The organism is Cupriavidus sp. YR651 (genome assembly GCF_900101625.1).
Classification (GTDB): domain Bacteria; phylum Pseudomonadota; class Gammaproteobacteria; order Burkholderiales; family Burkholderiaceae; genus Cupriavidus.
This window is the reverse complement of sequence record NZ_FMYZ01000009.1, coordinates 59887-73950: the sequence shown is the minus strand read 5'-3', so window position 1 is coordinate 73950 and position 14064 is coordinate 59887. Positions and strand designations below refer to the sequence as shown.

Below are 14064 nucleotides of genomic sequence, written 5' to 3'. Positions count from 1 at the left end.
GCGCTCAACGCGCAGTAAGGGAGACCGGGCCCGCATCCCAGGGCGGTCCGGTCTCCCGCCCCTCCAATGCTTTTCCATCCGAAGTCCGCACCACCGCCCGCGCCCGTGACGCGTGGCGGCTTACCCATTGCACGCCTGAACAGATGGAGACCTGACATGACACAAGACAAGGATGCGGTACGCAAGATCCTCGCGACCGTCAAGGAAGAGGGGCGCAACGCGCTGACCGCCCCCGAAGGCAAGCTGGTTTGCGACGCCTATGGCATCTCGGTGCCGGGCGAGGGTGTGGCCAGGTCGCCCACGGGCGCGGTGGAGCTGGCCGGCAAGATGGGCTATCCGGTGGTGCTGAAGATCGTCTCGCCGGACATCCTCCACAAGACCGAAGCCGGTGGCGTGCTGGTGGGACTGAAGTCCGCGGCGGAGGTGGAGCAGGGCTACCGGACCATCATCGAGAACGCCAAGGCGTACAACGACCGCGCGGAGATCGTCGGCGTGCAGGTGCAGCAGATGATCACGGGCGGGCAGGAAGTGATCATCGGCGCCGTGACCGATCCCTCGTTCGGCAAGCTGGTGGCGTTCGGCCTGGGCGGCGTGCTGGTGGAAGTGCTCAAGGACGTGACGTTCCGCCTGGCGCCGGCCACGAGCGACGATGCGCTGTCGATGCTCGATGGCATTGCCGCCGCCGACGTGCTCAAGGGCGTGCGCGGCGCCGATCCGGCCAACCGCGAAGCGCTGGCCACCATGATCCAGCGCGTGTCCGAGCTGGTGACCGACTTCCCAGAGATCTCCGAGCTGGACCTGAACCCGGTATTCGCCAGCAAGGACGGCGCGATTGCTGCCGACGTGCGGATCGTGGTGGACTACACGCCGCAGCCGGAGAAATATCGTCCGAGCCAGGAAGTGATCGTCCGCCAGATGAACCGCATCATGCGACCGGACACGGTGGCCGTGATCGGCGCGTCGGCCGAGGACGGCAAGATCGGTAACTCGGTGATGAAGAACCTGATCAACGGCGGCTACCAGGGCAAGATCTATCCGATCCACCCGAAGGCCGAAGAGATCATGGGCATGACGGCCTACAAGAGCGTGCTGGACGTGCCGGGGGACGTGGACGTGGCCGTGTTCGCCATCCCCGCCAAGTTCGTTGCCCAGGCGCTGGAAGAGGTCGGCAAGAAGGGCATCCCGGGCGCCGTGCTGATTCCGTCGGGCTTTGCCGAAACCGGCAACGTCGAAGGTCAGGAAGAGATCGTCGCCATCGCCCGCAAGCACGATATCCGGCTGATGGGACCGAACATCTACGGCTTCTACTACACGCCGAAGAACCTGTGCGCGACGTTCTGCACGCCGTACGACGTGAAGGGCAAGGCGGCGTTGTCGTCGCAGTCGGGCGGGATCGGCATGGCGATCATCGGCTTCTCGCGGTCCGCGAAGATGGGCGTGTCCGCCATCGTCGGCCTGGGCAACAAGTCCGATATCGACGAAGACGATCTGCTGACGTTCTTCGAGCAGGATGAGAACACGGAGATCATCGCGCAGCACTGCGAGGACCTGAAGGATGGTCGCGCGTTTGCCGAGGTGGCACGCCGGGTGTCGAAGAAGAAGCCGGTGGTCGTGCTGAAAGCGGGCCGCACCAGCCTGGGCGCGCGCGCGGCCAGCTCCCACACGGGCGCGCTGGCGGGCAACGACAAGATCTACGAGGACGTGTTCAAGCAGGCCGGCGTGATCCGTGCCCGATCGCTGCGCGACCTGCTGGAATTCGCGCGCGGCATTCCCAAGCTGCCCACGCCGAAGGGCGAGAACGTGGTCATCATCACGGGCGCGGGCGGATCGGGCGTGCTGCTCTCCGATGCGTGCGTGGATAACAACCTGTCGCTGATGACGATGCCGGAGGACCTCGATGCGGCTTTCCGCAAGTTCATCCCGCCGTTCGGCGCCGCCGGCAATCCGGTGGACATCACCGGTGGCGAGCCCCCGTCGACGTACAAGAACACGCTGCGGCTGGGCATGGAGGATCCGCGCATCCACGCGATCATCCTGGGCTACTGGCACACGATCATCACGCCGCCGATGGTGTTTGCCAAGCTGGTGATCGAGGTGAAGGAGGAAATGGCCGCCAGGGGCATCGAGAAGCCGATCGTGGCGTCGCTGGCGGGCGACGTGCAGGTGGAAGAGGCCGCCGAGTATTTGTATGAGCATGGCGTGCCGGCTTACGCCTACTCGACGGAAATCCCGGTGGCGGTGCTGGGCGCCAAGTACAAGTGGGCGCGCGGGGCCGGGAAACTCTGACGGGACGGTAGCGGCCGGTGCGCGGCGGCGCGTCCGGTTTGCGCGCCGGATTGCGAGCCGGATCGCGCGCCGTGGCAAGCGTGACGCAGACCCCCAACGAGACACGAACCGTTGGGGGCTTTTTCTTGAAGAAACACGAGTGGCAAAAAGCGCGGGGCCGCCAGGCGGGTGTCGAAGCACCCGCCGGCGGCCCCGCGCCGGTTTGAAAGCGACTGCCGTCGCGTCAGTGTCAGTTGATGCCGGCGCCGGCCATCGCGCGCAGGTACTCGTTCTTCTTGTCGAAGATCAGCTGGCCGAGGAAAGCGGGATCGTAGGCCTTGAGCAGATGCGCGTGGTATTCCTCGATGTAGCGGCACACGCGCGTCTTTTCGCATTCGATGCCGCAGAGCCAGTCAAACATCGGCATATCCCAGCGGAAACGCAGGCCCAGTTCGGTGAAGGCTGCGTTGTAGGCCGCCAATTGCACGTCACGATCGAGGTGGTGCGTCTCGCCGGTGGGGGACGTGGCGAGGCGCGCTTCGGACTGGAGTTGGTTCATGATCGTCTCCTTGAACTGCACGTGAGCAATGGCTTGGTATGTGTGCAGCTTAGGCCTGACGATCGATTTACGATAATTAAAGTTTCATCGCAAAATCATAAGCTATCGTTTATGGATGGCGCGGACGTATCGAGAGCCTGGGAAGTCGCGGGAGCGGGCCCGGGGAGAGTTCTGGAGAAGACGTCCGGGCGGAGCGCCCGTCTCAGGCGCGCAGGCGTGGCCGGATCAGGCCTTCGACGCCCGTGATCTGCTGGATCAGCGACGCGCCTTCTTCCATCAGGAAATGCTTGAACGCGAGCGCCACCGGGGGCAGCCGCTTGTTCTTGCGATGGACGACGTACCAGTTGAGCATGACCGGGAAGCCCTCGATGTCGAGCACGGCCAGCTTGCCGGTCTGCAACTCGAGGCCGACGGTATGCGCCGACAGGAAGGCGATGCCCATGTTGGCGATCACCGCCTGCTTGATGGTCTCGGTGCTCTTGATCTCCATGGCGATCCGCAGGTTCGACAAGCGGCCGGCAAAGCCTTCCTGCATCGAATTCCAGGTGTCCGAGCCTTTCTCGCGCGAGACGAAGGCCTCTTCGGCCAGGCCCGCCAGGGGAATGTGGCGCTTGCCGACCAGCGGATGGTTCGGCGCGGCGACGATGACATAGGGGTGGGGGGCAAACGATTCGGCGATGGTGTCCATGCCCTCGGGCGGGCGCACCATCACGGCCAGGTCGGTCAGGTTGCCGGCCAGCTGGTGCAGCAGCTCTTCGCGATTGTGCACCGCGAGATTGAGCGTGACCCCATCGTGCCTGCCCATGAACTCGGCCAGCAGGCGTGGGAAGAAATAGTCGCCCGCGCTGATGACGGCCACGTTGAGCCGGCCTCCGGAAATACCCTTAAGCTGGGCCATCGCGTCTTCCGCTTCACGGAATTGCTGAATGATGCTGCGGCTGTAATGCAGCATCTCCGTGCCGGCGGGTGTGAGGTAGATCCGCTTGCCCAACTGTTCGAACAGGGGCAACCCGACGTGGTGCTCCAGCTGCCGAACCTGTGTGGAAACAGCAGGTTGGGTCAGGTGCAACTCCTCCGCCGCCCGTGAAAAGCTCAGATGGCGGGCTACCGTTTCGAAGACTTTCAGCTGGCGCAGCGTGGCATTCTTCATTGCACGATTTCCTGCAATCTATAAAGGATCGTCAATGATCATAATAAAAAACTTTATGCTGTGCTGATCTAAGTTTGAAGTAGCATCAATCCACCGATGCAACGTGCCGCAATGTCAGGCGCGCTCATTCAGTAGTGAAGTAGGGCGTTCCCACGCAGGACTGCCCACCAGTCGCGCCACCAGAGCGCGAGAAACACTAATGCAAGGAGACAAGACATGGCGCACACCAATGCGGCAGGCCCGGCCGTGGGCAATTCCAATGGCGGGCTGCTACGCAACCGCTGGTTCCAGCTTTTTATCGGCGTGCTCTGCATGGGGCTGGTCGCGAATCTCCAGTATGGCTGGACGCTGTTCGTGACACCCATGAATGCCAAGCATCACTGGGGCGAGTCCGCCATCCAGGTTGCGTTTTCCATCTTTATCGTCACCGAAACCTGGCTCGTGCCGCTGGAAGGCTGGCTCGTGGACAAGCTTGGGCCGCGTCCGGTGGTGGCCGGTGGCGCCTTGTGCGCCGGATTGGCCTGGGTGATGAATTCCTACGCCACCTCGCTGCCGATGCTGTACACGGCCGCCGTGATTGCCGGCATTGGCGCAGGCGGTGTCTATGGCACCTGCGTGGGCAATGCGCTCAAGTGGTTTCCGGACAAGCGCGGGCTGGCGGCCGGCCTGACCGCGGCCGGGTTTGGCGCAGGTTCCGCGTTGACGGTGATCCCCATCGCCAACATGATCCAGAAGTCTGGCTATGAGCACGCGTTCTTCACGTTCGGCATCTTGCAGGGTGTGCTGATCTTCATCATGGCCTTGCTGCTGGTGAAGCCGCAACCGCCGAAGGGGCTCGTGGCCAACAAGGCCATCCTGACCAATCCGGTGGAGTTCACGCCGGGCCAGATGGTGAAGACGCCGGTGTTCTGGATGATCTATGTGTCGTTCGTCGCCGTGGCCGCGGGCGGCATCATGGCCACCGCGCAGATCGGGCCGATCGCCAAGGACTTCGGCTTTGCCTCGATGCCGATCACGATGCTCGGCGTCACGCTGCCGCTCTTGACGATGACGCTGTCGGTCGACAACCTCTGCAACGGGCTGACGCGGCCACTGTGCGGCTTCATCTCGGACCGGATCGGCCGCGAGAACACGATGTTCTTTATCTTCATCGGCGAGGGCCTGTCGCTGATCGGCCTGATGGAACTGGGTCACAACCCGTACTGGTTCATGTTCTTCGCGGCGCTGACGTTCCTGTTCTGGGGCGAGATCTTCTCGATCTTCCCGGCGCTGTGCGCGGACACCTTTGGCAGCAAGTACGCCGCCGCCAATGCCGGCACGCTGTACACGGCCAAGGGCACGGCCGCGCTGCTGGTGCCGGTGGCCTCCGTGTTGTCGCATCACGGCGGCTGGGGCCTGGTGTTCACGGTGGCGGCGGTGATGACGGTGGCGGCGGGGCTTTCCGCCAAATTCCTGCTGCAGCCCATGCGGCGGCGTTTCATCACGGGCCACGCCCAGGCCCAGCCCATCAGCGACCACGCCACTTACCTGGCCGGGTTTTCAACTGGCAAGGGCGAATGACGATGCATTGGCGCACTGACGCCACGCAAGCGTGACGACGGGCTCGCCTCTCCGGCGAGCCCTTGTCGTCTTTCATGCGGATCGCCATCGTCACGCTGGCGGTATCCGTAATCCGGAGGAAGCTGGGTGTCGCACCCCATGCGACGCATACCAATACCAATATCAACAGGAAGGAGCGGCACCATGAATGTTTCGCTTCCCCAACTGAAGGCCTTTGCCGCCGTGGCGCGCCAGAAAAGCTTTACGCGCGCCGCAGCGGAACTCGGTCTCACTCAGTCGGCCATTAGCCGTAGCGTGCGTGAGCTCGAGGAAGAAATCGATCAGCGCCTGTTCGACCGCACCACGCGCCAGGTAGAGCTGACCGATGCGGGCGAGCATCTTTCGCAACGGATCTGTCACCTGATCGAAGAGGTCGAGCAGACGCTGCGCGAAAGCCACGGCACTTGCAAGCCGTCGCAGGGCTCGGTGCAGATCGCCTCCGATCCCGTGCTGTCGTCGATGTCCGTGCCGATGTGGCTGGCTGGCTGCCGCCAGGCGTGGCCCGGCATCGGCATCACACTGCGCGACCGGTCGCAAGAGTGCGTATTGCAAAGTGTCCGCAACGGCGAGGTGGATTTCGGCATCGCCAGCAACCCGGGTGCTTGTGACGACCTGTATTGCGAGCCGCTCTGCGCGGATCCGCTGCAGGCCGTGCTGCCGGCCGGGCATCCACTGGCCGCGCGGGAGTCGCTGGGTTGGGGCGAGCTGGCCGATGCGACGGTGCTCACGCTCGACCAGAGCTCCGGCGTGCAGCCTGCCGTCGAACGTGCGCTGGCGACCTATCACGTGCGGCCCGGATCGCTCCAGGTCCTGGGGCATTTCGCCGCCATCTTCGGCATGGTGGCGATGGGCCTCGGCATTGGCGTGGTGCCATCGCGCGCCCAGGCGGGCGGCATGGCCCCCGCGGCGGTGATGCGCCCCTTGCGCCCACAGGTGACATCGAACGTGATGCTGGTCAGACGCAAGGCGCGCTCACTGAAGCCCAATGCGGCGGCGGTGTGGGACAACCTGCGGGCGCAGGAATACGACCAGGGCTTGCTGAAGAAGGTGGGGTAGGGCGCTGAACAGGATTCATCTGTGGCGCCGCCGCAAATGATTTTGCGATGCATGCGGCACGTTTTGGTGGTTATCTGAACCGCCGACGAGGCCGAAAATGACGCACAACGCACCCTCAGGGGTGCGTTGTTGCTTTGTCGCGGCAATCGAGCGAAATTCTCGTTGATATATCACATACAGGATATTTACAGTCCTCGCAGTGCAGCATATAATGAAAACTCCTTGACCTACCTCACTTAGGAGTTTCCATGAACGCCGCACTGCTTTCCGTCATCGCCCTGGGTCTGATTTCGATGGGTGTCACCGTTACCTACCTGCTGGCCACGCGCCTGCCGATGGCTCTGCTGACCACGGCACAGGAACATGGTCGCTTTGCCGGCCTGGGTTCCTCGCAAGAGATCGACGGTGTTGGCCGTGCGACGCCGAAGGTTTCACCTGCTCGCCAGCCCCAGTTCGCTCACGCCTGATCGATTTTCAGCGTGTTCCTCAGGAGACTTGTAGCGGCCGGCAACTCCTGACTTCGCAGTTCCAAGCCCTTCGCATTCCGCCGGGTTGACGGCCGTATCCCTCTCGCAGCACCCCGCGTTTTCTCGCGCCATTCCCAATGCCCCTGCGCCCCGGATCTCAGGTCCCGACGCAGTTTGGCAGTTCTGCTTTTCCTCCGGTATTCACTTCCCGACGTCGCCACTTTGTGGATTGTCGCGTCGCGGCTCGCCCATTACCTTGTGTTCTGGACATCGACGCATTCAGATGCATTCGCACTGGCTCGCCGCCTAGGACTTTCCCTAGGACGGGTTTTCCGGGGCGCGCAGTGCAGCATAAAAGTGCCGCGTCACGCCCGATTTCATTGATGCCGAAGCGTCCTCTAAGTCGTTGATTGGGAACGAAGATCGCCCGCTTGGCAGCAGGGCTTTGATGCGCCCCACGCACCATTCGGAAAATGCCTGCGACGGGCGTCCGTAAATGTCTCCATGTCCAGTCAGGCATCGCTCAGAAAACGGCTTGACTTGCTTGATATACCACATACTGTATAGCACTAGAACGGCTCAGCTGTTCGGGATCAGGCAGTACATCAGAGCAGCTACGAGAAGCAGCGAAACATCAGAGGCGTCGACCAGATGCCCATCCACAACGGCAGCACGGACTGCCAGAAGGAGACACCATGGAACTTCAGCAAAACGCGCCAACGTCACGATTTGCGTCCCCATGGACGCAGCTCGCATTTGGCGTGATCTGTATGGCGATGATCGCCAACATGCAGTACGGCTGGACGCTGTTCGTCAATCCTATTGATGACAAGTACCACTGGGGCCGCACGGCGATCCAGGTGGCCTTCACGATCTTCGTGGTCACGGAGACCTGGCTGGTGCCGATCGAGGGCTACCTCGTGGACAAGTACGGCCCGCGCCCGGTGGTGGTGGGTGGCGGCCTGCTCTGCGCGATCGCGTGGGCGCTGAACTCCGTGGCGTCGTCGTTGCCGATGCTGTACTTTGCCGCGGCGGTGGGTGGCGTGGGAGCCGGGGCGGTGTACGGCACCTGCGTGGGCAATGCGCTGAAGTGGTTCCCGAACCGGCGAGGACTGGCGGCGGGCATCACGGCGGCCGGGTTTGGCGCGGGGTCGGCGATGACCGTCGTGCCCATCGCCAACATGATCAAGAGCAGCGGCTACGAGGCCACGTTCCTGTGGTTCGGTCTCGGGCAGGGCATCATCGTGGTGATCCTCGGCATGGCGCTCTATCCGCCGTCGGCCAAGATCCTCGCCGAGGTCAAGAGCACGCTGAAGGCCGCCACCACCTATAACGCGTCGCCGCGCCAGGTGCTGTCGTCGCCGATCTTCTGGGTCATGTACGCCATGTTCGTGATGATGGCCGCTGGCGGCCTGATGGCGACGGCGCAGCTGGGCCCGATCGCCAAGGACTTCGGCCTGCACGATTCCCCGGTGTCGATTCTCGGGCTGACATTGCCGGCGCTGACGTTCGCACTGACGATCGACCGCGTGCTCAATGGCCTCACGCGACCGTTCTTCGGCTGGATTTCCGACAATATCGGTCGCGAGAACACCATGTTCCTGGCGTTCGCGGTCGAGGCGGTGGGCATTCTGCTGCTGGCCAAGTATGGCCACAACCCGGTTGCCTTCGTGGTGCTGACCGGCGTCGTGTTCTTTGCCTGGGGGGAAATCTACAGCCTGTTCCCGGCCACCTGTGGCGATACCTTCGGGCCGAAGTTTGCCGCGACCAATGCCGGCCTGCTGTACACGGCAAAGGGAACCGCCGCGCTGCTGGTGCCGTTCTCCAGCGTGATCACGGCGGCGACGGGCGACTGGCATGCGGTCTTCATGCTGGCGTCGGGCATGGCCGCGTTGTCCGCGGTGCTGGCGATCTTCGTCCTCAAGCCAATGCGTGAAGCGCACGCCAAAAAGTACGTGCACGCCAATGCCTCATCGCCAATGGGATATCGGCCCGTGCCGGAAGACCTGACTTGACGATAATCCCTGTCGTGCAATCCTCTGCATCTCTGTGACACACAGGCCCGCCATCGCGCGGGCTTGTGTCGTTGCCGGGGATTGCCGGTGCGACTTGCTTGTGCGGTGAGCCGGTCCGATTGTCCAGCGATTGGCCAGTGCGATTGGTGCGATGCGCCAATTCGTGCCGCCATCCCGGAGGTATGATCGAAGCGCATTTGCACCGCATCCGAAACAGACGTTGAAGCCGTGCGTTACCTGACGCGCGGTGAGGCAGCACCTTAGCCGGCAGCATAGCCGGCGACTGACAATCGACAGGACCCCCATGAACCAGGTTGTGATTCCCATCGCGGTGGAGGGCGCGGGTCGCGAGCGCAAGCGCCGCCAGCCCAAGGGCCGGCAGGTCGACCCCGCCGCGCGGTCCGAAGTCCGGCAGTTGCTCGGCGACGCCCCACGCCGCCGGGACCTCTTGATCGAGCACCTGCACGCAATCCAGGACCATTTCGGCCAGCTGGCACTGCCGCACCTCGCCGCGCTGGCGCAGGAGATGCGGATGGCTCAGGCCGAGGTCTTCGAGGTCGCCAGTTTCTATCACCATTTCGATCTCGTGCGAGAGGACGCCGATGGCCGTATCGCCGCGCCGCCCGCCCTGACGGTGCGGGTATGCGAAGGCATCGCGTGCGAAATGTCCGGGGCGCGGCCGCTGCTGGACCGGTTGCCGGCGCTGCTTGGTGCGGATGTCCGCGTGGTGGCGGCGCCGTGCATCGGCCGCTGCGAACGCGCGCCGGCCGTGCTGGTTGGCCAGCATCCCGTGGACAGGGCCAGTGAAGACGCCGTCCAGGCCTGCGTGACGGCCGGCACCGTGCGGCACGACCCGGAACCCTGGATCGACGATCGCACGTATCGCGCGCAAGGCGGATATCGCCTGTTGCAGGCGCTCGCCAGCGGGCAGACGGACGCCGACGCGCTGATCCGCACGATGGAGGATTCCGGCTTGCGCGGTCTGGGCGGGGCGGGTTTTCCCACCGGGCGCAAATGGCGGATCGTGCGGGCCGAGCCCGCGCCGCGGCTGATGGCCGTCAATATCGATGAGGGCGAACCGGGCACGTTCAAGGACCGGGTCTACCTGGAGCGGGATCCGCACCGATTCCTGGAGGGCATGCTGATTGCCGCGCAGGTGACCGAGGTGGCGGAGATCTACGTGTACCTGCGGGATGAATACGCCGGCTGCCGCGCGGTATTGACCGCGGCGCTGCGCCAGTTGCGCGAGGACCCGCCCATCCCGGACCTGCCCGAGATTCACCTGCGGCGTGGCGCCGGCGCCTATATTTGCGGCGAGGAATCGGCCATGATCGAGTCGATCGAAGGCAAGCGGGGCATGCCCCGGCTGCGCCCGCCCTACGTGGCGCAGGTCGGGCTGTTCGGGCGGCCGACGCTGGAACACAACTTCGAGACCCTGTACTGGGTGCGCGAGATCGTCGAAAAGGGCGCCGACTGGTTTGCCGGACAGGGCCGGCACGGACGCAAGGGCCTGCGGTCGTTCTCGGTGTCCGGCCGCGTGCGCCGGCCCGGCGTGCATGTGGCGCCCGCCGGCATCACCGTGCGGGAGCTGATCGACGAATACTGCGGCGGCATGCTGGACGGCCACGCGTTCTACGGCTATCTGCCGGGCGGCGCGTCGGGCGGCATCCTGCCTGCCGCGATGGGTGACATCCCGCTCGATTTCGATACGCTGCAGCCGTACGGCTGCTTTATCGGTTCGGCGGCGGTCGTGATCCTGTCCGACCAGGACCGCGCGGTCGACGCCGCGCGCAACCTGATGCATTTTTTCCGGACCGAGTCCTGCGGCCAGTGCACGCCTTGCCGTGCCGGCACCGCCAAGACGCTGGAACTGATCCGCCAGCCGCAATGGGATGTGGAGACGCTGGCGGACCTGTCGGCCGTCATGCGCGATGCATCGATCTGCGGGCTTGGGCAGGCGGCGCCGAATCCGGTGGACTGCGTAATCCGTTACTTTCCGCATGAGCTTTCGGCCGGGGAGGGCCAGCCATGAATGCACTGACCCGCGCCGAACACGCGCTCGTCCAGGCATCTTCCGATGCTGATATCTCGTTCCGGATCGATGGCCGCGACGTCACCGCGCGCCCGGGCGAGACGCTGCTGCAGGTGGCCCAGCGCGAAGGCATCGATGTGCCGCACCTCTGCTACAAGGAGGGGCTCGATGCCGCCGGCAATTGTCGCGCCTGCATGGTCGAGATCGATGGCGAGCGCGTGCTGGCGCCGTCCTGCTGCCGCGCGCCCGCGCAGGGCATGACGGTGCGGACCGATTCCGACCGCGCACGCCGGGCCCAGCGCATGGTGCTGGAGTTGCTGCAGTCGGACATGCCCGAAACGCATTACACGCGTCACAGTGAGCTGGAGGAATGGGCCGCCCGCTTGGCGGTGGGCAAGCCACGCTTTGCGCCGCGCGATGCCGTGCGCGCCGATCTGTCGCATCCGGCGATCGCCGTCAACCTGGATGCCTGCATCCAGTGCACGCGCTGCGTGCGGGCCTGCCGCGACGAGCAGGCCAACGACGTCATCGGGCTGGCATTCCGGGGTGACCAGGCCAGCATCGTCTTCGACATGGCCGACCCCATGGGCGCGTCCACCTGCGTGGCCTGCGGCGAGTGCGTGCAGGCCTGTCCGACCGGGGCGCTGATGCCGGCTCGCGATGCGGCGCTGGCCGTGCCGGACAAGCAGGTCGACTCGGTCTGCCCGTATTGCGGCGTGGGCTGCCAGCTGACCTACCACGTCAAGGACAACCGGATCCTGTTTGTCGAAGGCCGGGACGGCCCGGCCAACCATCAGCGATTGTGCGTGAAGGGGCGGTACGGGTTTGACTATGCGCAGCATCCGCACCGGCTGACGGTGCCGCTGGTGCGGCGGGAGGGCGTGCCGAAGTCGGCGGACATCGTGCTGGATCCCGATCGCGTGATGGAGGTTTTCCGCGAGGCAACCTGGGACGAGGCGCTGGCGCTGGCCGCGGGTGGCCTGGCCCGGATCCGCGATACCCATGGCGGCCGGGCGCTGGCCGGATTTGGCTCTGCGAAGTGCAGCAACGAGGAAGCGTACCTGTTCCAGAAGCTCGTGCGGACCGGGTTTGGCAGCAACAATGTCGATCACTGCACGCGCCTGTGCCACGCGTCGTCGGTGGCGGCGCTGCTGGAGGGCATCGGCTCGGGAGCGGTGTCCAATCCCGTGATGGATGTGGGTCGCGCGGAGGTGGTGCTGCTGATCGGCGCCAATCCCTCGGTCAATCATCCGGTGGCGGCCAGCTGGATCAAGAACGCGGTGCGCAATGGCACCAGGCTGATCGTGGCCGATCCGCGGCGCTCGGACCTCGCGCGCTATGCCCATCGCTACCTGCAGTTCCAGGCCGATACCGACGTGGCGCTGCTCAACGCGATGATGCATGTCATCGTCGAGGAGGGGCTGGTCGACGCCGGATTCATCGCCTCGCGCACCATCGGCTATGAGGACCTGGTGCGTAACGTGGCCCCCTACAGTCCGGAAGTCATGGCGCCGGTGTGCGGGATCGATGCGGAGACGATTCGCGAGGTGGCCCGGCTCTATGCCACGTCCCGGGCGTCGATGATCCTGTGGGGCATGGGCGTATCGCAGCATGTGCACGGCACCGATAACGCGCGCTGCCTGATCGCGCTGGCGCTGATGACGGGCCAGATCGGCCGGCCCGGGACCGGGCTGCATCCGCTGCGCGGGCAGAACAACGTGCAGGGCGCGTCCGATGCGGGGCTGATCCCGATGATGTATCCCGACTACCGGCGCGTCGACGATCCCGTCGCCATGGCCGCCTTCGAGGCGCTATGGGGAACCCCGCTGGACCCGCAGCCTGGCTTGACGGTGGTGGAGGTGATGCAGGCCATCGAGGCCGGTTCGGTGCGCGGCATGTACATCATGGGTGAAAACCCGGCGATGTCCGATCCGGACGCCCAGCATGCCCGCGAGGCCCTGGCGGCGCTCGACCACCTGGTGGTGCAGGACATCTTCCTGACGGAGACCGCCTGCCTGGCGGACGTGGTGCTGCCGGCGTCGGCATTCCCGGAGAAGACCGGGACGTTCACCAATACCGATCGCACCGTGCAGCTGGGGCGCCAGGCGCTGGAGCCGCCCGGCCAGGCGCGCCAGGACCTGTGGATCCTGTGCGAGCTGGCGGCGCGGCTCGGTTTGCCCTGGGATTACGGACATGGCAACGCCGCCGCCGCCGTGGCGGATGTCTTCGATGAAATGCGGCGGGCCATGCCGAGTATCGCCGGTGTGACCTGGGAGAGGCTGCAGCGCGAGCACGCGGTAACGTATCCGTGCCGGGCCGAGGGCGATCCGGGCGAGCCGGTGATTTTCACTGATCACTTCCCGACCGCGACCGGGCGCGGGCGCATTGTGCCGGCCGACATCATTCCGGCCGCCGAACGGCCCGATGCGGAGTACCCCGTCGTGCTGATCACCGGGCGCCAGCTGGAGCACTGGCACACGGGCAGCATGACGCGGCGCGCCGGCGTGCTGGACGCGATCGAGCCGGATCCCGTGGCACTGGTGCATCCGCTGGACCTGGCCGCGCTGGGCGCGCAGCCGGGCGATGTCATCACGCTGGCCTCGCGGCGCGGGTGCGTGTCGCTGTACGCCCGTGCCGACGACGGGACGCCGCGCGGTGCCGTGTTCGTGCCGTTCTGCTACTACGAGGCGGCCATCAACAAGCTGACTAACCCGGTTCTGGACCCGTTCGGCAAGATTCCGGAGTTCAAGTACTGTGCGGTCCGGATGACGCTTGGGGGTGAGGTGCCTGCGCAGCTCAGCTTTGGCGGCGGCCAGATCCTGGCGCCTTTGGCGCCAGTAGTTCGGTGAGTTTCCGGAAAACCGGGAAAGTGATTGCGGAATTTTCCCGCTAATCGTTTGGATCGCGGTCGATTACCATGC

General features: G+C 64.9%; 9 protein-coding genes. 7 read left to right on the top strand and 2 right to left on the bottom strand.

The features are described from left to right. The first annotated feature begins 156 nt into the window (after nt 1–156). Nucleotides 157–2286, top strand: a complete 2130-nt coding sequence (locus BLR29_RS22690; protein WP_092139818.1) for an acetate--CoA ligase family protein — start codon at nt 157–159, stop codon at nt 2284–2286. Nucleotides 2287–2515: 229 nt separating this feature from the next. Here the strand turns inward: BLR29_RS22690 and BLR29_RS22685 are convergent, their stop codons facing one another. Beyond that, nucleotides 2516–2824, bottom strand: a complete 309-nt coding sequence (locus BLR29_RS22685; protein ID WP_092139816.1) for a LysR family transcriptional regulator — start codon at nt 2822–2824, stop codon at nt 2516–2518. A gap of 202 nt (nt 2825–3026) precedes the next feature. Further along, complete coding sequence (locus tag BLR29_RS22680) at nt 3027–3974, bottom strand: LysR family transcriptional regulator (RefSeq protein ID WP_092139814.1); 948 nt, start codon at nt 3972–3974, stop codon at nt 3027–3029. A gap of 216 nt (nt 3975–4190) precedes the next feature. Between BLR29_RS22680 and oxlT (BLR29_RS22675) the strand changes: the two genes are divergently transcribed. The 6 genes from oxlT (BLR29_RS22675) to fdhF all read left to right on the top strand — a co-directional run bounded on the left by oxlT (BLR29_RS22675) (nt 4191) and on the right by fdhF (nt 13992). Next, nucleotides 4191–5534 carry an oxalate/formate MFS antiporter gene (oxlT, locus tag BLR29_RS22675; protein ID WP_092139812.1) on the top strand — a complete coding sequence of 448 codons (1344 nt, stop codon included), beginning with the start codon at nt 4191–4193 and terminating at the stop codon, nt 5532–5534. Nucleotides 5535–5717: 183 nt separating this feature from the next. Further along, nucleotides 5718–6629 (top strand): LysR family transcriptional regulator, encoded by a 912-nt coding sequence (locus BLR29_RS22670; RefSeq protein WP_092139810.1) that lies wholly within the window; start codon nt 5718–5720, stop codon nt 6627–6629. Between the two features lie 248 nt (nt 6630–6877). Next, the gene (locus tag BLR29_RS22665) at nt 6878–7096 is read left to right on the top strand and encodes a hypothetical protein (RefSeq protein ID WP_092139808.1); all 219 of its coding nucleotides are present in this window, start codon (nt 6878–6880) and stop codon (nt 7094–7096) included. 695 nt (nt 7097–7791) lie between these two features. Further along, nucleotides 7792–9111 carry an oxalate/formate MFS antiporter gene (oxlT, locus tag BLR29_RS22660; protein WP_092139806.1) on the top strand — a complete coding sequence of 440 codons (1320 nt, stop codon included), beginning with the start codon at nt 7792–7794 and terminating at the stop codon, nt 9109–9111. Between the two features lie 304 nt (nt 9112–9415). Further along, complete coding sequence (locus BLR29_RS22655; RefSeq protein WP_092139804.1) at nt 9416–11143, top strand: NADH-ubiquinone oxidoreductase-F iron-sulfur binding region domain-containing protein; 1728 nt, start codon at nt 9416–9418, stop codon at nt 11141–11143. Continuing rightward, nucleotides 11140–13992 carry a formate dehydrogenase subunit alpha gene (fdhF, locus tag BLR29_RS22650; protein ID WP_092139802.1) on the top strand — a complete coding sequence of 951 codons (2853 nt, stop codon included), beginning with the start codon at nt 11140–11142 and terminating at the stop codon, nt 13990–13992. Before BLR29_RS22655 ends, fdhF begins: the two co-directional genes overlap by 4 nt. Nucleotides 13993–14064: the final 72 nt, after the last annotated feature.

Excerpts from the sequence above, each read along its gene's own strand:
- BLR29_RS22680 (WP_092139814.1), bottom strand. The coding sequence starts at position 3,974 with ATGAAGAATGCCACGCTGCGCCAGCTGAAAGTCTTCGAAACGGTAGCC.
- BLR29_RS22685 (WP_092139816.1), bottom strand. The coding sequence starts at position 2,824 with ATGAACCAACTCCAGTCCGAAGCGCGCCTCGCCACGTCCCCCACCGGC.
- BLR29_RS22690 (WP_092139818.1), top strand. The coding sequence starts at position 157 with ATGACACAAGACAAGGATGCGGTACGCAAGATCCTCGCGACCGTCAAG.
- BLR29_RS22670 (WP_092139810.1), top strand. The coding sequence starts at position 5,718 with ATGAATGTTTCGCTTCCCCAACTGAAGGCCTTTGCCGCCGTGGCGCGC.
- BLR29_RS22655 (WP_092139804.1), top strand. The coding sequence starts at position 9,416 with ATGAACCAGGTTGTGATTCCCATCGCGGTGGAGGGCGCGGGTCGCGAG.
- oxlT (WP_092139812.1), top strand. The coding sequence starts at position 4,191 with ATGGCGCACACCAATGCGGCAGGCCCGGCCGTGGGCAATTCCAATGGC.
- BLR29_RS22665 (WP_092139808.1), top strand. The coding sequence starts at position 6,878 with ATGAACGCCGCACTGCTTTCCGTCATCGCCCTGGGTCTGATTTCGATG.
- oxlT (WP_092139806.1), top strand. The coding sequence starts at position 7,792 with ATGGAACTTCAGCAAAACGCGCCAACGTCACGATTTGCGTCCCCATGG.
- fdhF (WP_092139802.1), top strand. The coding sequence starts at position 11,140 with ATGAATGCACTGACCCGCGCCGAACACGCGCTCGTCCAGGCATCTTCC.